The organism is Acinetobacter lwoffii, from assembly GCF_049367455.1.
GTDB classification, from domain to species: domain Bacteria; phylum Pseudomonadota; class Gammaproteobacteria; order Pseudomonadales; family Moraxellaceae; genus Acinetobacter; species Acinetobacter lwoffii_W.
In genome coordinates this window covers 39,801-60,316 of the sequence record NZ_JBMPXW010000004.1, presented here as the reverse complement: position 1 = coordinate 60,316, position 20,516 = coordinate 39,801, and the positions used below count along the sequence as shown (strand labels likewise).

Annotated in this window: 20 protein-coding genes and 2 pseudogenes; 6 read left to right on the top strand and 16 right to left on the bottom strand. The window is 37.6% G+C overall.

Features of this window, described 5'->3' with window-relative positions; translation table 11 throughout:
• Window positions 1–129: 129 nt before the first annotated feature.
• From ACO1B7_RS15185 to ACO1B7_RS15175, 3 genes and pseudogenes are all read right to left on the bottom strand, one after another.
• The gene (locus ACO1B7_RS15185; RefSeq protein ID WP_004897274.1) at window positions 130–2,796 is read right to left on the bottom strand and encodes an excinuclease ABC subunit UvrA; all 2,667 of its coding nucleotides are present in this window, start codon (window positions 2,794–2,796) and stop codon (window positions 130–132) included.
• Between the two features lie 42 nt (window positions 2,797–2,838).
• Window positions 2,839–4,061 (bottom strand): annotated as a pseudogene (locus tag ACO1B7_RS15180) (IS256 family transposase).
• 93 nt (window positions 4,062–4,154) lie between these two features.
• Window positions 4,155–4,637: pseudogene (locus ACO1B7_RS15175) on the bottom strand (zinc-binding dehydrogenase); the annotation flags it as partial.
• A 62-nt stretch (window positions 4,638–4,699) separates the two neighbouring features.
• Here ACO1B7_RS15175 and ACO1B7_RS15170 point away from each other — a divergent pair.
• Window positions 4,700–5,404, top strand: a complete 705-nt coding sequence (locus tag ACO1B7_RS15170) for an IS6-like element IS1008 family transposase (RefSeq protein ID WP_001067783.1) — start codon at window positions 4,700–4,702, stop codon at window positions 5,402–5,404.
• Between the two features lie 90 nt (window positions 5,405–5,494).
• Here the strand turns inward: ACO1B7_RS15170 and ACO1B7_RS15165 are convergent, their stop codons facing one another.
• The 5 genes from ACO1B7_RS15165 to ACO1B7_RS15145 form a co-directional block, all read right to left on the bottom strand.
• The gene (locus ACO1B7_RS15165; protein WP_004897265.1) at window positions 5,495–5,797 is read right to left on the bottom strand and encodes a putative quinol monooxygenase; all 303 of its coding nucleotides are present in this window, start codon (window positions 5,795–5,797) and stop codon (window positions 5,495–5,497) included.
• A 333-nt stretch (window positions 5,798–6,130) separates the two neighbouring features.
• Window positions 6,131–6,961 (bottom strand): S-formylglutathione hydrolase, encoded by an 831-nt coding sequence (gene fghA, locus ACO1B7_RS15160; RefSeq protein WP_004897267.1) that lies wholly within the window; start codon window positions 6,959–6,961, stop codon window positions 6,131–6,133.
• A 228-nt stretch (window positions 6,962–7,189) separates the two neighbouring features.
• Window positions 7,190–8,302 carry an S-(hydroxymethyl)glutathione dehydrogenase/class III alcohol dehydrogenase gene (locus tag ACO1B7_RS15155; protein ID WP_004897268.1) on the bottom strand — a complete coding sequence of 371 codons (1,113 nt, stop codon included), beginning with the start codon at window positions 8,300–8,302 and terminating at the stop codon, window positions 7,190–7,192.
• A 21-nt stretch (window positions 8,303–8,323) separates the two neighbouring features.
• Window positions 8,324–8,599: a metal/formaldehyde-sensitive transcriptional repressor gene (locus ACO1B7_RS15150; RefSeq protein WP_001133624.1), complete on the bottom strand. Its 276-nt coding sequence runs from the start codon at window positions 8,597–8,599 to the stop codon at window positions 8,324–8,326.
• 578 nt (window positions 8,600–9,177) lie between these two features.
• Entirely contained in the window at window positions 9,178–9,882 is a 705-nt protein-coding gene (locus tag ACO1B7_RS15145; RefSeq protein WP_001067783.1) for an IS6-like element IS1008 family transposase, read from the bottom strand.
• A gap of 82 nt (window positions 9,883–9,964) precedes the next feature.
• On the opposite strand from ACO1B7_RS15145, the gene ACO1B7_RS15140 reads away from it, so the two are divergent.
• The 5 genes from ACO1B7_RS15140 (at window position 9,965) to ACO1B7_RS15120 (ending at window position 13,660) form a co-directional block, all read left to right on the top strand.
• Complete coding sequence (locus tag ACO1B7_RS15140) at window positions 9,965–10,198, top strand: recombinase family protein (protein ID WP_479766533.1); 234 nt, start codon at window positions 9,965–9,967, stop codon at window positions 10,196–10,198.
• Window positions 10,199–10,296: 98 nt separating this feature from the next.
• Window positions 10,297–10,878, top strand: a complete 582-nt coding sequence (locus ACO1B7_RS15135) for a LexA family protein (protein WP_138742604.1) — start codon at window positions 10,297–10,299, stop codon at window positions 10,876–10,878.
• 24 nt (window positions 10,879–10,902) lie between these two features.
• On the top strand, window positions 10,903–12,198 hold the full coding sequence (locus ACO1B7_RS15130; protein WP_423090338.1) for a Y-family DNA polymerase: 1,296 nt from the start codon (window positions 10,903–10,905) through the stop codon (window positions 12,196–12,198).
• 116 nt (window positions 12,199–12,314) lie between these two features.
• On the top strand, window positions 12,315–12,653 hold the full coding sequence (locus tag ACO1B7_RS15125; RefSeq protein ID WP_126562274.1) for a DUF192 domain-containing protein: 339 nt from the start codon (window positions 12,315–12,317) through the stop codon (window positions 12,651–12,653).
• A 71-nt stretch (window positions 12,654–12,724) separates the two neighbouring features.
• Entirely contained in the window at window positions 12,725–13,660 is a 936-nt protein-coding gene (locus tag ACO1B7_RS15120) for a hypothetical protein (protein WP_015060294.1), read from the top strand.
• 45 nt (window positions 13,661–13,705) lie between these two features.
• Here the strand turns inward: ACO1B7_RS15120 and ACO1B7_RS15115 are convergent, their stop codons facing one another.
• From ACO1B7_RS15115 to ACO1B7_RS15080, 8 genes are all read right to left on the bottom strand, one after another.
• Entirely contained in the window at window positions 13,706–14,779 is a 1,074-nt protein-coding gene (locus tag ACO1B7_RS15115) for a relaxase/mobilization nuclease domain-containing protein (RefSeq protein ID WP_104516576.1), read from the bottom strand.
• The gene (locus ACO1B7_RS15110) at window positions 14,779–15,438 is read right to left on the bottom strand and encodes a plasmid mobilization protein (RefSeq protein ID WP_111818448.1); all 660 of its coding nucleotides are present in this window, start codon (window positions 15,436–15,438) and stop codon (window positions 14,779–14,781) included. The genes ACO1B7_RS15115 and ACO1B7_RS15110 overlap by 1 nt, the downstream gene beginning before the upstream one ends.
• Before the next feature lie 222 nt (window positions 15,439–15,660).
• A complete protein-coding gene (locus tag ACO1B7_RS15105) occupies window positions 15,661–16,701 on the bottom strand; it encodes a ParB/RepB/Spo0J family partition protein (RefSeq protein WP_015060289.1) in 1,041 nt (346 codons plus the stop codon).
• 3 nt (window positions 16,702–16,704) lie between these two features.
• Entirely contained in the window at window positions 16,705–17,481 is a 777-nt protein-coding gene (locus ACO1B7_RS15100) for a ParA family protein (protein ID WP_015060288.1), read from the bottom strand.
• A 152-nt stretch (window positions 17,482–17,633) separates the two neighbouring features.
• Window positions 17,634–18,014, bottom strand: coding sequence for a DUF6573 family protein (locus ACO1B7_RS15095; RefSeq protein ID WP_026444446.1), 381 nt, complete (start codon window positions 18,012–18,014; stop codon window positions 17,634–17,636).
• Window positions 18,015–18,377: 363 nt separating this feature from the next.
• Window positions 18,378–18,641: a hypothetical protein gene (locus tag ACO1B7_RS15090; RefSeq protein WP_034594172.1), complete on the bottom strand. Its 264-nt coding sequence runs from the start codon at window positions 18,639–18,641 to the stop codon at window positions 18,378–18,380.
• 141 nt (window positions 18,642–18,782) lie between these two features.
• On the bottom strand, window positions 18,783–19,301 hold the full coding sequence (locus tag ACO1B7_RS15085; protein WP_015060286.1) for a J domain-containing protein: 519 nt from the start codon (window positions 19,299–19,301) through the stop codon (window positions 18,783–18,785).
• Between the two features lie 343 nt (window positions 19,302–19,644).
• Entirely contained in the window at window positions 19,645–20,109 is a 465-nt protein-coding gene (locus tag ACO1B7_RS15080) for a hypothetical protein (protein ID WP_015060285.1), read from the bottom strand.
• Window positions 20,110–20,516 lie beyond the last annotated feature (407 nt).

The following is a 20,516-nucleotide window of genomic DNA, read 5'->3' as shown; positions in this document are numbered from 1 at the left end:
TTTGTGCAACAAAGCCCTTAGTTGAAAAAAACTTTTAGATTTCATGCTCACACACCACCTAAAACAAAAAAATATCTGATTGATTTTACAGGCTTTTAATTTAAGGTTTTATTCTACCCACTCGCAATATCAACGTTTAGTATCACGACTCACTAACTCATTAACTAAATATGGAGCAGTACGACTATCTTGATTTTCTGTTATTTGTTTTGGTGTTCCTGCCACAACAATATTCCCACCAGCATTTCCAGCACCTGGTCCCACATCAATCACCCAATCTGCTTGTGCAACGGCACGCATATCATGCTCAATCATAACCACGGTATTACCCGCATCGACTAATCGCTGCAATTGAACTAACAATCGATCTACATCTGATGGATGCAAACCTGTAGTTGGCTCATCAAGTATATACAGTGTATTTCCACGCTGATTGCGTTGCAGCTCGGTCGCCAATTTAATACGTTGCGCTTCTCCACCAGATAGTTCAGTCGCTGGTTGCCCTAAACGTAAATAACCAAGGCCAATTTCCTTTAATAATTGTAGTGAACGAGCAATCGAGACCTCTCCATCAAAAAAATCACGTGCTTCATTGACGGTCATTCCTAATACTTCAGCAATATTACGTCCATTCCAGCGAATTTTCAGAGTGTCATCATTATATCGAGCACCATGACATGTCGGACAAGGGGCATATACACTTGGCATAAACAATAATTCTACACTGACAAAGCCTTCACCTTCACAAGTTTCACATCGCCCTTTAGCCACATTAAACGAAAAACGTCCAGCATCATAATGAGCTTGGCGAGCTTCAGGAGTCCCAGCAAATAACTTTCTAACATGATCAAATAAACCCGTATAAGTTGCCAGATTAGAACGTGGAGTACGGCCAATTGGTTTTTGATCAACCTGTACCAGACGCTGTATAGCCTCCACATCACCAGCCAGAGAACCCTGTGTAACCTCGGTAACCAACATTCCTTCATTTAAAGGATTATTTTCATTATTGTTTTCAGTTTCAGATTCATTGCCTAAATATGAAAGTACTAACTCGGGTAAAGCTTGAGAAACGAGACTAGATTTACCTGAACCTGAAATACCTGTAACTGCTGTAAGTACACCAAGAGGTATACGAGCATCAATATTATGCAGGTTATGTCGGTAAATATTGTTAAGTTCAAGCCAACCAGAGGGTGTACGTCCATAACTTTGAGTAACTGGGATTTTATTAAATAAATAACTTGCAGTACGTGAAGCTGAAATCTCACTTAAACCCTGAGGTACTCCACTATATAAAATATTACCACCTTGCTCTCCTGCATCTGGTCCAACATCCACTAACCATTGAGCACGACGCATGAGCTCTAAATCATGCTCTACAACAAATACGGAGTTTCCAGCGTCTCTTAATTTATCGAGAGAATCATATAATGACTGACTATCTGAAGGATGTAATCCAGCAGACGGTTCATCCAGTACATAAACTACACCAAATAGCATAGAACTTAATTGTGTTGCTAAACGCAAACGTTGTAACTCTCCCGCTGAAAGAGTCGGTGTGGCTCTATCTAATGTTAGATAACCAAGACCTAACTGGCGTAATTGATTTAAACGCCCCACCACACCATTTGCTAAACGCTGCGCAGCAATTTTCTTTTCATCTGAAAGTGCTGACGTACGTCTTACATCTGGAGATACAGAATGCACTGCTCTACCTGTTGTTGCTCGTTCGGATCTATCAAGTTGGGTTACTTTATTATTAGTCTTTTCTCCAGCATCATGAGCGTCGAAATTGCCAAGAACAATGGGCTCAAGCAGGCAAGTTAACTTATCCAAAGAAAGTTGCATAAACTCACCAATATCTACTCCAGCAAAGGTAATAGATAAGGCTTCTGGTTTAAGGCGTTTACCATGACAGGAAGGGCATATTTTTCCTTCCATAAAACGTGAAACACGTTTTTTCATCAACGTACTTTGGGTATTAGCAAAAGTATGAAGGACATAGCGACGAGCACCAGTGAAAGTGCCCATATAGCTGGGTTCTAGTTTACGTTTAAGTGCAGATTGAGTCTCAGCGGGGCTTAAACCAGCATAGACAGGAACTGTTGGGGTTTCTTCAGTAAATAAAATCCAGTCTCTATCCGATTGCGGTAAATCTTTCCATGGTCGATCGACATCATACCCTAGGGTTACTAGGATATCGCGTAAGTTTTGCCCGTGCCAAGCAGGTGGCCATGATGCGATAGCTCTCTCACGAATACTGAGTGTTGGGTCAGGAACCATTGTCGATTCTGTAACTTCATAAATGTGACCTAAACCATGACAGGTAGGACAAGCACCTTGAGGAGTGTTCGGTGAAAAGTCCTCGGCATATAACATTGGCTGATCGGCAGGATATGCACCAGCACGCGAATAAATCATTCGCACGAGACTTGATAAAGTTGTTACACTTCCAACAGAAGAACGGGTATTACTTGCACCACGTTGTTGTTGCAATGCTACTGCTGGTGGTAGACCATCAATAGCATCAACATCTGGTACTCCGGCCTGATCTATTAAGCGTCTTGCATAAGGTGCAACAGATTCGAAATATCTTCTTTGTGCTTCAGCAAAAATAGTTCCAAAAGCAAGTGATGATTTTCCTGAACCCGATACACCTGAGAAAACAACAAGTGCATTTCTTGGGATAGAAACATCTACATCCTTAAGGTTATGCTCACGTGCACCTCGAACTTCAATACAATTATTAGATAAAGTAATGTTATTGTGTTCACCAAAAGCATGTATTTTCATGTTTCTACGAGCCTGTAAATTATTTTGTGTAAGTCTCATTTTTTATAAATGATCTTTTAATCGATCATCGAACTGAATCGTAAACCAATTCATTGCTAAACGCCAATTTTGAATTGGCATGGTCCATTTTTTAGCAGCATTTGAAGTTGCTAAATAAATGACCTTTTTCACTGAATCATCAGAAGAGAAGATCTTTCTCTTTTTAGTTGAATGGCGGATCACGCTATTCAATGATTCAATTGCATTTGTTGTATAAATCGCATGACGTATTTCAGCAGGATAGCTAAAGATCGTTCGGATATTTTCCCAATTTGCCCGCCAGGATTCTCCAATTTTTGAATACTGGTGATTCCATTGATCGCAGAAGATATCTAGGGGCTTTAAAGCATTTTCCTCTGTACTTGCCTGATAGATCGCCTTCAATCCTGCTGTTACAGCTTTGTAGTCCTTCCAGCTCACAAATCTCAGGCTATTGCGTACAACATGTACGATACACAGCTGGATATCAGTATGAGGGTAGACAGAGGCTATCGCATCAGGAAAGCCTTTTAGTCCTGAGAAGCGCTGCTTCGCAAGGCAGGCTACAAGAATATCTTGCACTCCTCGATTTTTAAGCTCTGTCATGACTGACAGCCAGAATTTGGAACCTTCTGTTTGAGCAAGCCACATGCCAAGAAGTTCTTTTTGGCCATCCAGGTTAATGCCTAATGCTAAATAAACTGATTTATTGATTACTGTTGAATGCTGACGAACCTTAACAACAATGCAATCTAAATAGACAACAGGATAAAGACTATCGAGTGTTCTATTTTGCCATTCTGTCACTTGTTCAATGACAGCATCCGTCACCTTACTAATAAGGGAGGCAGATACATCGGCATCGTACATTTCTTTAAAAAAGCAACAATTTCTCTATTTGTCATTCCTTTCGCATATAGCGAAAGAATTTGATCATCCATGCTAGTAATGCGTGTTTGATGCTTCTTAATAATCTGTGGTTCAAAAGAGCCATCACGATCACGAGGGATATCTAAAGCAAGCTGCCCATCTTGTGTTAGAACTGTTTTGGAGCTAAAACCATTACGTGCATTAGATCCTTTCTTAGGTTGATGCTTTTCATAGCCTAAATGTTCAGAAAGCTCAGTATTCAGAGCGGTTTCGATCATGAACTTTTTAAATATGGCTGTCATTTGGTTTAAATCTTCAGGAGTTTTTAAACCTTTAGCTAATTCAGCTGCCATACTTTTGATTGTAGCTTCATCCATGTGAAGTACCTCTTTTTATTATCCTCAGTAGGATAAATGAAAATTAAGTACTTACACAAAATTTAGAACAGTCCCACAACTCATTTTGTTGAACTATATCTGTACAACAACTCTACCTCGAATTTTTCCATCTAAAATTTCATTTGAAATATTTAAAGCATCTGTTAACTGAATTTCAGTCGTTACTGTTTCTAATTTTGTTTGATCTAATTCTGTAGCCAAACGTTCCCATGCTTCTTTTCTTAATTCGATTGGTGCCATCACGCTATCAATTCCATATAAGGTAATCCCTCTTAGAATAAATGGAGCAACTGTTGCTGGAAAATCCATTCCGCCTGCCAAACCACACGCAGCAACTGCACCACGATATTTTGTACTAGCACATGCATTGGCTAAAGTATGGCTTCCAACAGTATCAATTACGCCAGCCCAAACTTCTTTGTTTAATGGCTTTCCTGGGGAAGATAATTCAATACGATCAATAATTTCACTCGCCCCTAGATAGGTTAAATATTCTGACTCTTGAGGTCGACCAGTCGAAGCTGTAATCTCATAACCAAGATGATTCAAAATAAGGCACTGTTGCAAATAGGCTGACATGATAAGCTAAATATCTTATTTATTTCGAGATACAGCAGATGAATCCCTTCCACGGTCGGCACTTTCAAGGTGAAATCATTCTTTGGGCTGTTCGTTGGTATTGTAAATATGGCATCAGCTATCGTGAACTTCAAGAAATGCTCGCTGAACGAGGCATAAATGTGGATCACAGTACAATTTATCGTTGGGTTCAGCGTTATGCTCCAGAAATGGAAAAACGGTTACGCTGGTATTGGCGTAATCCTACAGATTTACATTCATGGCATATGGATGAGACTTATATCAAAGTGAAGGGGCGATGGACTTACCTGTATCGTGCAGTTGATCAACGGGGTCATACGATTGACTTTTACCTTTCCGCTAGACGGAACAGTAAATCAGCCTATAGTTTTCTAGGAAAGATCTTCAATACGGTGAAAAAATGGCAAATTCCACGGGTCATCAATACAGATAAAGCAGCGACCTATGGCCATGCTTTATCACGATTAAAGCGAGAAGGAAAATGTCCAGTAGATATTGAGCACAGGCAGATTAAGTATAAAAATAATGTCATTGAATGTGATCATGGTAAGTTAAAGCGAATCATCAGGGCCACATTAGGATTCAAATCTATGAAGACTGCTTATGCCACAATTAAAGGTATTGAAGTCATGCGTGCACTACGTAAAGGACAAGCATCGTCATTTTATTATGGTCAGCCTCAGGGTGAAGTGTGTCTAATCAACAGGGTTTTCGGTCTCTAAGCACTTTTTAAAGGGAACATCATCGACTCAAATCACTATTTGCAACAGTGCCAAATTTCAGGCAGCACACTCATACATTTAAGCGTCGGTTTAAGCTGGTAGTTTACTCGCCAAAACATCTACTTTTTCAATAGACGGTGGCTCTGAAAATAGCTCATCGGCCTGAGCCATCAAAGCAGCTGCAACCTTGCCAGATAGATGTGCTTGGCGACCCGCCTCATCAGGAAATGCATCAAATATACCAAATGTTGTAGGTCCAAGACGTAGGCCAAACCACGCAACTGTCGCAGGTTCTTCCATTACAATATGTAAACCGGCTTTAAGGAAAGCTTCCACTTCGTCTTCTTTACCCGGTTTAGCTTCAAGGCGGACATATAAAGCTGTTTTAAGCATGACTAAAACTCCACAATTGACTAGAATTAAAACTGATTCTGACATTGCTAATGTATGCATGTCAGAAAGTTTTGTTGTATAAAAGTTAAAAAAAAATCCCATAGCTGAGCCAAAATCTGTTTTTTTATTCCGACATAATGCTATGAATTTATTCAAGTTAATATCATTAACATTTGAATCAAAAAATTAAGATATGAGATGGTTAAATTCAATCTTAGTTATATAAGGATCAATTGACTCTACCTTAGATTTATAAGCTGACCTCTTCATCTGAAAATTATATTGCTCAAGAAGCATTCAAGAACAACATGTACATCCTCATATCTATCAAAGTTATTTAGCTAGGAGTTTGCTGTGAAACTCTATATGTTTCTCTATAAAGCTCGCAATGAAGTAATAGCTATGGTCATACCCTTCTCTTAGGTTAAGTGTAAGAGGATATTCTTGTTCCAAACACATATCACTAAGAAGCTTAGGCCTTAACTGTTCTTCAAGAAAATCATCAGCTGTTCCCTGATCGACTAAAATAGGTATATGAACTTCAGCGTTTTTGATTAATTCAATCGCATCATAGCTTTTCCATAAAGTTTCGGTTTCACCTAGGTAATGTGTGAAAGCCTTTTTCCCCCAAGGTACTTGGCTAGGTGCAACAATCGGTGCAAAAGCAGAAATACTTTTATACAGCTCAGGATTTTTTAACCCAATTACTAATGCACCATGACCACCCATGCTATGACCCATAATACTTTGGACTTGATTGGTCGGAAAATTTAGGTCAATCAGATTTCTGAGCTCTTCCACAATATAATCATACATTTTGAAATGCTGTGACCAAGGTGCTTGTGTTGCATTCACATAGAATCCTGCACCTTGGCCTAAATCATAATCTGCATGATCTGGTACATCTTCTCCACGTGGGCTGGTATCTGGTGCAACAATAATGACTTTATGTTCAGCCGCATACTTTTGTGCTCCGGCTTTAGTAATAAAGTTCTGTTCGTTGCAAGTCAGTCCTGATAACCAATATAAAACTGGCAACCGCTCATCTTTGTCATGAGGTGGCAGATATATTGAGAATTTCATTGAACAGTTTAATGCTATTGACTGATGGCGATACACTTCTTGCGATCCACCAAAAGAAGCATGTTTCTCAATTATTTCCATAATCAATTACCTATGTTGAGCAAGACTTCATGAGAAATCGAGTAAACAAAGAGTCCGACATTCTCCACAGAGAATAGTGATAAAGATTTAAAATGTAGGCAGGTTGATTGAACCTATACACGATGCCTACACAGATAGATCTGTTTTACAGATGATGTGCCGTTTTGGAGAATTCCATGCATGTCATTCATGATGCACATGCATGGAAAAGTATAAGGTCTGACGGAATTATTCGTAATGAATTACAGTACGAATTGACTTACCTTCATGCATTAGATCAAAGGCTTCATTGATCTGATCCAAGCCCATCGTATGTGTCACAAATGGTTCTAATTGAATTTTACCGTTCATGGCATCTTCAACCATTCCTGGAAGTTGCGTACGACCTTTTACGCCACCAAAGGCAGAACCTAGCCATTTACGACCAGTAACAAGCTGGAATGGACGGGTAGAGATTTCCTGACCTGCGCCAGCTACACCAATAATTACGGATTGTCCCCAGCCACGGTGTGCACTTTCAAGGGCTGCACGCATTACATTCACGTTACCAATACATTCAAATGAATGATCTACACCCCAGCCAGTCATTTCGACAATGACTTGCTGGATTGGTTTGTCGTAGTCTTTAGGGTTCAAGAAGTCCGTTGCACCAAACTCTTTTGCCAGCGCAAATTTATCTGGATTCATGTCAACTACAATAATACGCCCTGCTTTAGCTTGACGTGCGGCTTGTACGACTGCCAGACCAATACCACCTAAACCAAAGACCGCAACACTATCACCTTCTTGTACTTTAGCCGTGTTGTGTACTGCACCGATACCCGTTGTGACACCACAACCCAGTAAGCAGACATGTTCGTGATTGGCTTCAGGATTGATTTTAGCCAATGATACTTCTGCCACTACAGTGTATTCACTGAACGTTGAGCAGCCCATATAGTGATAAATCGGTTGACCATTGTAGGAAAAACGAGTGGTACCATCTGGCATTACACCTCTACCTTGAGTTTCGCGAACGGAAATACACAAGTTCGATTTTCCAGATTTACAGAATACGCACTCGCCACATTCAGCAGTGTAAAGTGGAATTACGTGATCACCTGGTTTGACGCTAGTCACGCCTTCACCAACCTCAACTACAACACCAGCACCTTCATGCCCGAGAATAGCAGGAAAAACACCTTCAGGATCATCGCCAGATAAAGTAAATGCGTCTGTATGACACACACCGGTATGGGAGATCTTGATTAATACTTCACCTTTCTTCGGTGGTGCAACATCAACTTCAACAATTTGAAGAGGTTGACCAGGACCAAACGCAACAGCAGCACGTGACTTCATGGAATAATTCCTTATACAGATCTATTTTAAATATGATTTTAGAATCTTGGCGATTTCAGCCAATTCTTCTTTTCGTTGTTGTTCTGTAGTTTCACCTGATACTAAAGTGTCCTTTAAATGAACCTCCAACATTTCATTCATTAAACCATTAATAGCACCACGCACAGAGCATATTTGTTGCAGAATTGCACCACATTCCACATTGTCTTCTAACGCTTTTTCAATCGCTTGCGTCTGACCTTTGATCTTTCTGACGCGTAGAAGAATCTTTTTTTTGTCTTCAACCTGATTAGGCATCAGACCTCCTTACTTGCTAGCATTAATACTATAGTACCCCATAGTATAAAAAAAGCAATATTTTTTATAAATCGAAAATCAAAAAGACCTTTAGCGAAAATTTTCTATCCCTGTTTTTAGTTTTTTTTTAAATTAACATCGTAGAGCTGATGCTAAAGTCACAAAGAATGGGACTTTCAGCTCCCATTTTTTTATTTTGGCTCATGTTCTTTGTGATGCTGTGACCTTTTAGAATTATGTTTCAAATTTTAGCCACTTTGTAGATATTTTGAACGTTTCAAGCCTTGAAAATACTACCGACAGTTTAGATTAAACTGCCTTTACAGACTGTACTAGAATATTTTTAGTGAGCGGATGATATTTATTATTCATTATTTAGGAATTATTAAATCCTATAAATATCATTTATTGGATTAATTTATTTTGGTACTGTGCATATCATCCCCCAGTTAAGAATAAGGAATAACTATGAATAAGATGATGAATGCTCTTATCCTAGAAAATTTTGGTGATCATGAATTTAAACGGCACTGTTGCAAATAGTGATTTGAGTCGATGATGTTCCCTTTAAAAAGTGCTTAGAGACCGAAAACCCTGTTGATTAGACACACTTCACCCTGAGGCTGACCATAATAAAATGACGATGCTTGTCCTTTACGTAGTGCACGCATGACTTCAATACCTTTAATTGTGGCATAAGCAGTCTTCATAGATTTGAATCCTAATGTGGCCCTGATGATTCGCTTTAACTTACCATGATCACATTCAATGACATTATTTTTATACTTAATCTGCCTGTGCTCAATATCTACTGGACATTTTCCTTCTCGCTTTAATCGTGATAAAGCATGGCCATAGGTCGCTGCTTTATCTGTATTGATGACCCGTGGAATTTGCCATTTTTTCACCGTATTGAAGATCTTTCCTAGAAAACTATAGGCTGATTTACTGTTCCGTCTAGCGGAAAGGTAAAAGTCAATCGTATGACCCCGTTGATCAACTGCACGATACAGGTAAGTCCATCGCCCCTTCACTTTGATATAAGTCTCATCCATATGCCATGAATGTAAATCTGTAGGATTACGCCAATACCAGCGTAACCGTTTTTCCATTTCTGGAGCATAACGCTGAACCCAACGATAAATTGTACTGTGATCCACATTTATGCCTCGTTCAGCGAGCATTTCTTGAAGTTCACGATAGCTGATGCCATATTTACAATACCAACGAACAGCCCAAAGAATGATTTCACCTTGAAAGTGCCGACCGTGGAAGGGATTCATCTGCTGTATCTCGAAATAAATAAGATATTTAGCTTATCATGTCAGCCTATTTGCAACAGTGCCGAATAAACTTATGTTCCACATGCTCGCTGCATTCGCAGAGTTTGAACGCTCTATGATCCGTGAACGCCAAAGAGAAGGAATTAATAAAGCCAAAGCTAAAGGCTTATATAAAGGTAGAAAACGAAAAATAGATTATGCAGAAATACAGAAAGCTATGAAGGTCGAAGGGGCAACTTTTAGAAGTGTTGCTAAACAGTTCGATGTAGGTGTTGCAACTGTACAAAGAGCGTTAAAAGTAGCTACTACAGAATAAGGTACACATAAATTTTCTACCATTTATCTTTAATACATTGTATTTCAATTAGATTAAAGTTTACTATTTGATTTTGTCACAAAATCAAAGTGGTTTTTATGAATGAAATTAGAAAAGGTGGTCATAGGGAAGGTGCAGGAAGAAAGGCAATTTACAATGAACCCACTAAGACTATGCGTGTACCAATATCACGTATTGTAGAGATTAAGAAGTTTTTAGCGAATCATAAAAAGACTACCTTAAATGATGTAGCTACTATTACCTTAATTAATCCTTCAACCTTTAAACGTATTCCTTTAGCTTCAGAAAAAGTAGCTGCTGGTTTCCCCTCTCCCGCACAAGATTACATTGATAAAACTTTAGATATGAATGAACACCTTGTGAAAAATGAAGCTGCAACATTTGTTGTCAAAGTAGCTTCTCTTTCCATGCGTGACGCAGGCATTGAAATTGATGACGAGCTTTTAGTGGATCGTAGTCTTGAAGCTAAACACGAAGATATTGTTATTGCCTTAATTGACAATGAGTTCACTGTTAAGCGGTTAATGATTGAAGGTCATAAGTGTTGGCTTAAAGCTGAAAATCCAGATTATGACGATATTCACCTTAATGATTGCCAAGAATTATTAATATGGGGTGTAGTGACCTTTGTCATTAAGCCATTTAGGAAACATAAATAATCTAATCCTATTGGTCTAATCTACATGGAAAATCAAAATAAGATTTTTGCTTTGGTAGACATTAATAACTGTTATGTAAGCTGTGAACGTGTCTTTAATCCAAGCCTGAATAATAAGCCAGTAATCGTATTATCTAATAATGACGGTTGTGCTGTGGCTCGTTCACAAGAAGCTAAAGACTTAGGAATAAAGATGGGTGTACCTCTTTTTCAACTCAAGGAGCTTGTAGAGCAGCACAATATTACAGTCCTTTCGAGTAATTATGCTCTATATGCGGAAATGTCCCGCAGATTTATAAAAGTCCTAGCTGAATTTGTTACACCTCAAGAACAAGAAATTTATTCGATTGATGAATGCTTTTTAGATCTAACTGCTTATGCTTCAAATTATGATCTAACTGCTTATGCTCATTTAATTCTGGATCGGCTCTCACGTTGGCTAGGTTTGCCGGCCTGTATCGGAATTGGACGGACTAAAACAGAAGCAAAAATGGCTAATCATATCGCTAAAAAGAATAGTTATTTAAAAGGTGTATGTAACCTTGTTTCAATGGACTATTGTTCGATTGAGGGCTTATATCAATCTATAGAAGTTAGTGAAGTATGGGGGATTGGTAGAAAGCATACTAAAAAGCTGAATAGCCTAAGCATTAATACAGTTCTAGATTTTGTTTGTGCTTCACCCTTAATGATTAGAGATCAATTCTCTGTAGTCATGCACAGAACTCTATTAGAATTACAGGGAATTTCTTGCATTGAAATTGAGCAAAGTCCTAAAGCAAAAAAACAAATAATAGCAAGCCGTTCCTTTGGCCAGAAAGTTTATAGCTGTGAGGATCTTAAAGAAGCGATTACGCTTTATGTTCAGGATGCCGTAAGCCGTTTAAGAAGTGAAAATTTACTATGTGGCTGTATTATTAGTTTTGTTCAATCTAATCCATTTGATACTTCTGAGCCTTTTTATAATAAATCTTTGTCTTACGCTTTACCCGTTCCATCAGACAATAGTTTATTACTTTCTAAAATTGCTACCTCAATGGTTGATCAGCTATACCAGAAGAATATTGGATTTAAAAAATGTGGAGTTATCCTCACTTGTCTTGAACCTAAAGTCACTCATATTTATGACTTATTCACGGACATGAACAAGATAGAATCAAGTAATAAACTTATGGATTCACTCGATGATATACAGAATAAATTTGGTAAGAGAAAAATAGGATTAGGTGCCAGTATGCTACCTGATAGAAATTGGAATATGTCACGTAATAAGCTGTCTCCTAATTACTTTAAATGGGATCAACTTATGAGTGTTAAATAATTAGTCATGACTAAGATAATTTTTTTGCATGTGACTTGCCACCTGGCTAAAAGGAATAACAGGAATTGAAATTAAAATATGCAGCGTTTATAGCTCTTTTAATAGTAGTGTCTGTTATGGCCTTTAAACAGGTTTATAACCCTTACTTTGATCAAGATAAAGAAGTAAAGACGTTTAGCTTTAATGGAAAAAAATTAACGGCTCTGTACCTATATAGGGAGCATGATCAAGAAATAGGTTTTAAAGAAAATCCTTCATTAAAGCCTTTAGTCTTTACGTGGAAAAAGCCGATTTATACCTGTTTTAATATGGTCAATGTACCTTATGACTTAGAGATATTTTTCTTTAATACAGATAAAAAAATTATTGGATCGGCTGTAATGGAAAAATTTTCCCAAAAGCAGTACTGCCCCAAAGAAAAGATTCAATTTGCATTAGAAAGAATAAAAACTTAGATTTTTCAATCTAGTCTTTAGTATCTTTAAAATTGTTTGAATAGTAACTATATGGATAAAGAGTATAAAATATGTCTTTAATGTCGATACTGAAATCTTCAGATCCTAAGTGCAAGGAAGTAAAAGAAATTATAAAAAGTGTCGCACCCCAAAAAAAAGATTTCAAAACTTACAGTGGTATTCCTCCTTTTACTAATTATGAAGTTATGAGTGAACATAAATTAACGAGTAGTTATGATTCAGGCTTGGTTGGTACAGCATTTGACTACTTATCTAAAATAATTTGTGCGTACTACACGAATACTGAATTGAGTGCTAAGGAATTTGAGCAACCTAAAATTATCAGCTTTCTAGAGGAAACTAAAAATAAAAGCATTTTGGTATTGTATAAAAAAATTCAAAATCACATAGATTTTCTACTAGCTAATAAATCAAACGATTTAGAACTAAATGAAGAATTTATTGGTGGAATTATTCTTTTGGCTAAATTAGAAAATCTATGGCGATCTGGATTTCTACCAGTAGCAACAAAGAAAGACATACTAAAACCAACGGAGAACGTGGTTTACGAAGATATATCTTCCCTAGTCAAAAATTTTGATAATGTATTCATTAAGAATGGTCTTATTAAGCCTGATAGTCTGATCACATACAATCCCAGATATTCTGCAAATATCCGTGTTGCACTAGGGGGGATAGATGCAGATATTTGTATTGATGAAACACTATATGACTATAAAAGTACAAAAAATCATGGATTTATGATTAAAGACAGTATGCAGATCACATCGTATTACTTATTCTATTTAATGGATCGAATTATGTCGTCAACAGTGCAGATGCAACGACACAGAATAGAACGAATTGCATTATATAAAGCGAGATTTGGCCAAATTGAATATTTTGATGTTAAGCATATACCTGAAAAAGATTTAAAATATGCAATTTTTGAGCTTAATAGGATGTTTAAATTAGGTATGCCCGCTCAGAAAATTAAGGATTTTTAAAGGGCACTAAAGCACAGTATTGCGCCTTATCCTTCCCTTATATTATTAACGGTCTTGCTCTTTCCCCTTGTTCTTTCCGTGTTGAAGATCTAGCTTATTAGGTTGAATCTGTGGCTGTGGCGTTGGTTTTTTCACTTCTACCTGTTTCCGTAAATAGTCCACTAGATCAACTGCTAGTTTTCTATCTTGCGGATCTGGTGACTGTGATAGAGCTTTAGTAATTTCCTTGTAATGCGTCAATGCTTCTTTTTCTTGCTGTTTAGCTTTCTGGACACGTTCTGGACTTGCCTTATTTTTACCATATCGCTTAAACGATTTGCCCTGCTCTTTCATTTGTTTAACTGACTGCTTATCACTTCTATTTTTTTGAAGCCTAGCTATACGTTTTGTCGCATTCGCTTCAATCCCTCTGGATCTTAATTTTTCAGCAAAACTTTCTCGCCATTCCTGAAGATCAGCCTTCCTGATATTTAACCGATCACCTTTTTCAGAAACAGCTTTAACAACAACATGCACATGCGGGTTTTCACTTGGATCTTTTGAAGGGTCATTGGTAAAGGTATGCTGCACCATCATATATTTATGGTCTTTAAAATGTTCCTCTGCAAATTCTTTTGCAGCATCATAAACGCCTTTTTCATCCGTACCTTTCGGCATAGATAACACAATATTAAAAGCCTGCTTATATTTAGATTCTTCATCAGAAATAGGTGTACCTGACATTTGCCAATCTTCAGCAGTATCTTCTATATCATCCTTACCATTAACTTTATTTCCGTCCTGATCAATTCCCTCTAATTGCCCATTCCGTGTGATATATCCCATGTGGGCTTTCACCTTCCCCATAGAATTACCTCCACCAGTAACCTTGACCATTACTTCAGGGGTCTTTTTACTGATTCTATTTAAAGTTGCCTTAACGCTATTTGGAGATGATTTAGGGGCTGATTTAGCTGAATGGCCAGATCCATTTTTAGGCTTAGACAGATCATTTAAAAAAGTATCTAAACTTTGGGTCTGATTAACACGCTTAACTTTAGATCCGTTAAGTAGCTGCTCACCATGAGCAAGCAAAGTGCTTTGCACTTCTCTGGTAGTCTTACTGCTTCCGTTAGCCATTATTCCCACCTCTTTTTATTGCGCTCTAATAGAGTGAAAACATGCCTAACTTGAGCTTTTACTAGCTGATGTACTCGCTCGACAAATTCTCTATCGTAAGATTCATAAATACCCTGATTCATATTCTTAGCCATTTGGTTTAGGTTTCTACCAATCGCCAAAAGCTGACTATTTGATTCGCCAAGTTTAAGAGCTTCTTCCTGGCTAAAGAATATTGAATCTTTTGTGACATTAGCTGTTAAAACCGAAATGATATATTGATTCGGTTTCATACCGACCTGTGCTGCTTTTTCATTAATGGCTTTCATCAAACTTGGTTTAAGCCGTAATTCTTTGCGTGATGTTTTTTCAAATACATCTATAACGTCTTGCGTTTTTTCTATTTCAGATAACTTTTCCTTGATCATTTTTTTGAGCAGGTTGTCTGGATCTACTTCTTCAAACTTAGCTAACTGATAGATTTTTTCGGCTAAGTCCTTTTCAAGATTCAAGGAAAAATCTTGTCCTGAATATTCTGGATCATTCTCTTTTTGATAAGAAAGTTCTAACGCTTTTTGGAAAGGTGCGCCTTTCTTAATTCCCTGTTTTTCACACTTTGCCTCCCACCAATCAAGCACTGCCCGATCAACTCTGAAAAAGATTTTATTGTCTTTAGTCATGATTAATTCCATAAGCAAAGTGATATTTTGCTTATCCCATTTTATCAACTGGGTGACAAAATGGCAATTTTAACGGCTGCTGCCTATCCTGCCCTAGATTATATACCTTCTTTTTTCCCTCTTTTCTCCTTAGTCATGACTAAGGGTAATCAAGCTAGGTGGTCGGGATAACCCGCCCAAAAAAAAACCTTGCATAAGCAAGGTCTTTTTCCATTGATAGGTTTAGGCTTCTTGTAAATACTCGATTTCAAGGCTGCTGCAATCTACAGATACCTCTGTTCCATCTTCGTATTTGATCCATGCAAAACCCAAAGAAGTAGGCTTTTTATTTAGCATCAGGTTCGCTTGTCGGCCGTCATGAATAACAACTAAAAGCGGTTTTTTGATTTTGTCTGGATCTTCTTCTTTAGCTTCTGGCTGCTCTTTCTGATTCGATTGATCCATCAGTTTTTTAACTTCTGGTTCTTCTGGTTCTTCAGTCGCTTCAGCTTGATCATCCCCCTCAAAATTGAAAGATTCATTATCATCAATAATGGCGGTTTGCTCTTGGCTTTCTTGCGCCTGTGGTTCTTGATCTACTTCAGTCGCTTCAGCTTGCTTAGGTTCTTTTAACTTTTTAGATAAAGCCTGAACTCTAGATCTGATAATGTCCTGACCATTCTCTAAAGATTCATCCACCCAAGCGTTTACTTCTTCAGGGAAGGATTCCCAAAGTTTGCGTAAGTCATACAAAGTCTTTGGAGATTTAAAACCTGCATCATAAGCCTTAGATAAGCATTCTGGCATATCTACTAAAGCTAAGTGAGTAGAAATGAAAACAGGATCTTCATTTAACTTTTTAGCGATTACGTTTTTCTTCTCACCTTGCTTAATTTTCTTTTGGATGAAAAGTGCAAGCTCAATAGGTGAATGGTTAAGGCGTTCTTTATTCTCCATGACTTGATCATAATCATCATGATCATTATCAACAAAAGCAGGGATAGTTTCCTTGCCAGCCATCACTGAAGCTCTAAAACGTCTAGCTCCATAATTGATGATCCACTTGCCTTGTTCTGTTGGGTGGGGTTTAACACTAATTGGTGTTTTAACTCCACGAGCCTTGATTGATTCGACCATTTTTTGCATCTGATCTTCTGGAAACTCAACACGCGGCTGATCTGGATCTTCAAGAATATCTGTAAGTGGAATCTGTTTAGGTGTTCCGTCTGCTACTGGTGCAGAATTACCTAGATCAATACCTTCCAAAGCTGATAAATCTAACATTCCTTAAATCTCCATAAACTTGTTAATGCTTTCAAAAACTGTTTTTAATTCAGCCCATGCGGTAAAACCGCTAGTTTTACCCAATTTATTTGTAGGTATGCCTTGCGCTTGCGCTTCAGCGATTGCAGTCGTTTTTTTAACGAAGGCATAGCTACCGTCTGAGTTTTTGATCAGGTACTTTGAAAAATGCTGAACAATAGCTTTTAGGTTGTCTTTCTGAAATGGAGTTGGTTCAACAATATTCGGAAGGATGCCGATTAATTTTAAATTTGGGTTTAGCTTTTGATTAATCGCTTGGATCTGCTTGAGTAATCCACCGATGCCGTCAATAGCTTCCTGATTCAATTGAATTGGACTTAAAACATAGTCACTAACAATTAATGAAGCTACTTGGCGAATGTCGGGATTTGGATTGGTATCAATCAGGCAAACATCAAATAAAGAATCAACTGATTTTAAAAACTTCTGGTAATTGGTGGCAAAGTTGTTATGCAAAGTGCCATTTTTTTCAATAGCTGTTAATTCTGGTGTTGCTTGTACCAAAGTAAAGGCTTCAGGATTTGAAATAGTTTGATCTTCTTTGGTCAGCATGTCGAATGCAGATACATTAGCTACAGTCACAGCCCCGCCAGTAATCAATGCTTTTGTAGTGTTCTTCTGGTGGTCTAGATCAATGACTAATACACGCAAGCCCAAAGAATTTAAATAGTGTGCATACTGGCAAATGATTGCAGATTTACCCACACCGCCCTTTTGATTTGAAGCAACAACTTTTTTCATATTTCACCTAGTTTAATGGCTTATTAAGGGTCGCCCTATTGCGTCCTTATGCTGTATATTCTAATGTCCACCTGTGGACATTGCAAGCATTTTCTTAGTCATGACTAAGTTTTTTATCATAAAAAAATCCTCCCATAAAGGGAGGACGTAAATTAAAAATCTTCAGGATAACCGATTGTTATGACTGGCTCTCCTTGATCTCCACCATGAACGTGCAATTCTAAAATATGATTTCTCTTGCGACCTGCGCCTGTGATAATCACAGTAAAACGTACCGCACTAGGGCTTAGGTGTGTCTTATATACTCGGCTCATCCATAAAATGTCATGAATAACGCCCTCTAAGTCATTAAGCCATTTTTCATTTTTTACCGCCTTATCAACTACCGCCCAAAGCGCAGAAGTGAAACAGATAGGATGCTTATAATGTTCTTTTGCCAGTCCATCTAATTTAGGACTAAGAGAATTGATTGCAACTAAAAAACCATCTTCAATGGCTTGCTGACGTGTGTAAACTGAAATGTATTGTTCCATGATTTTTAACCTGTTTTATTTCAGGTCGCCCGATGCGTCCTGATAAAGTCATTATATCAGTCCACCTGTGGACATTCAAGCAAAAGCTTAGTCATGACTAATTTTTTTTATAGGGAAAATTGAGTAGAAAAATATCCGTTTTAATACCTGGCTAAACCGCTTTTCAGATGCTCTTATTTGCGATTCTTAGGCTGCTGACAGCCTTTTTTATATATGAAGCTAGGTTATCCTGGCACCGACCTGAACAGGCCAAAATGAGCGTATATAAAGCAGAACAGATAGACAATTTTTTATGTTTTTTAGGCAAGCTAAAAACCAAAAAAATCGCCACCAAAAAAAACCTCCCATTGTGGGAGGTCTAGCTTAAACGGCTAAGTTATAAGTAATTCTGTAATCTTCAAAATAACCGTTTTCATTATCTCCCCTTCTGATTCTTTCAATATGAGTAACATTGTGGGCTACTCGGCAACTAATCATGATTTTTTCAATTTCTTGAAATAGTGTTTTTTCATCAAAGATTGGAAACCAAATATTATTGTTAGATCCAGTTAAAACCTCATGACCGCAAAAATGAACCAGTTTACCTGTAGGATAGTTTGTAAAGATTGCAACTATTGAAGCTCGCATAATTAATTCCTGTTTTATTTCAGATCGCCCGATGCGTCCTGATAAAAATCATTATATCAGTCCACCTGTGGACATTCAAGCAAAAACTTAGTCATGACTAAGAGAATTGATAAAAAAAGCCCCCTTTCGGGGACTTATTCATTAAGCGGTTAAAAGTTGTCTTTCTTCTGCCATTCTGGTTTTTTTAACTTTCTGGCTGCCGTGTAACTCTCGCATTTGATCTAAAGTCATTCGACCTCGACCATTTGATTTTTTACCAATGAAAACCCATTTACATTGCACTCGATTCCATACAAAACCCGCTTCTTTTAATTTGTCTTTGTGCTGCTTAGTATCACCAGAAACCCAAACCCAAACACCAATAATTTCAATATCTAAACCATCCAGATTGATAATTGCATCAATAGCCTGTTTTACTTTTTTCTCAACTTCAGAGTGTTCTGAACGGCTTGACCAGAAACCACGCCCATTTTCGGAACTATCTTGATACTGATCTTTTGAAGCTTCATTAATAATGCGATTTAAAAGCTGTTCATATTCGCTGTTAATCTCCTGCATAACTTCGGTTTTACCGCCACGATCAGGATGATTTTTAAAAGCTAGTTTTTTGTACTGAAGTTTTAACTCGTCTAATGATGTAACTGATGAAAAATGTTTCATGTTTAAATACCTGTTTTATTTCAGGTCGCCCGATGCGTCCTGATAAAATCATTATATCAGTCCACCTGTGGACATTCAAGCAAAAACTTAGTCATGACTAATTTTTTTAAATGATATAAATTCATAAAAAATAGCTATTTAAGTATTTTGTCTGGTCTGCTTTTCTAATGCTTATATCTGCGTTTCTTAGGCTGCTGATAGCCTTTTTTTACCCTACGTCTAGTTACCCCACATTAAACACACAAACACCCTAAAACGAGCTTAAAACACATAAGATGAACAACCTTTTTTCCCTTAGTCATGACTAAGAATGTATAAAAAAATCCCCTTTCGGGGATCTCTTTTAAATTGGACAAGAATTAAAAATTTTATGGAATGGATCATTCCTATAAGCTGTTACTCTATACGCTTTAAGGCGTTTTTTAGTGTATGGCTCAAAGGTCACTAAAAAGTGTGAGAATAGCCCACCTCCCAACTGTTCGGGCAGCATGAACATTTCAAAGTTAAAACCTCCATACGTGCGGGCAGGGGGAAGGATATTAAACTTTTCATCATATTCAGTTAGTGAAATTTCAATCGGTTCTAAATAGTTATTCTCTTTCTGAAAGAAATCTTTTTCAGTCATAACTGAAGCAGCAGCAAAGCTTTCTCCATAACTGTTTTGTAATTCTAGTATTAATTGACCTACATTCTTTTTAGTAAGACAGCAAACATATTGATCATTAAGATTGTCTAAGTAACCAAAAAAATGGACTGATTCAACTTCAGATTTCTTTAATGTATAGACTAAAACTAAATCCTGATTCATAACTAAATACCTGTTTTATTTCAGGTCGCCCGATGCGTCCTGATAAAAATCATTATAACAGTCCACCTGTGGACATTCAAGAAATAACTTAGTCATGACTAAGAAATAAAATAATGTTTAGTTAAGATCCCTAGAGGGTATATCAGAGCAAAGTGTCTACTTTGCGAACTGGTGCAATCAGTTAAATTTTCCTTTCCCTGATTACCGTTGCAAGGGGCAAGCGAAGCCGACAAAATCTGTGATTTTGTCGAGCTGACCGCAGCACCGCAACTGCTCCCATTTGATCTAAAACGGGATACCTAAAGCCAGCCCGCATGGGTGGCGACCAGATAGCATAGAAAACTAAAAAATGTAGGAGGTAAGTAAGGCAAAAACTAAATATTTAAAAACTAAACAGCTAGATTTAT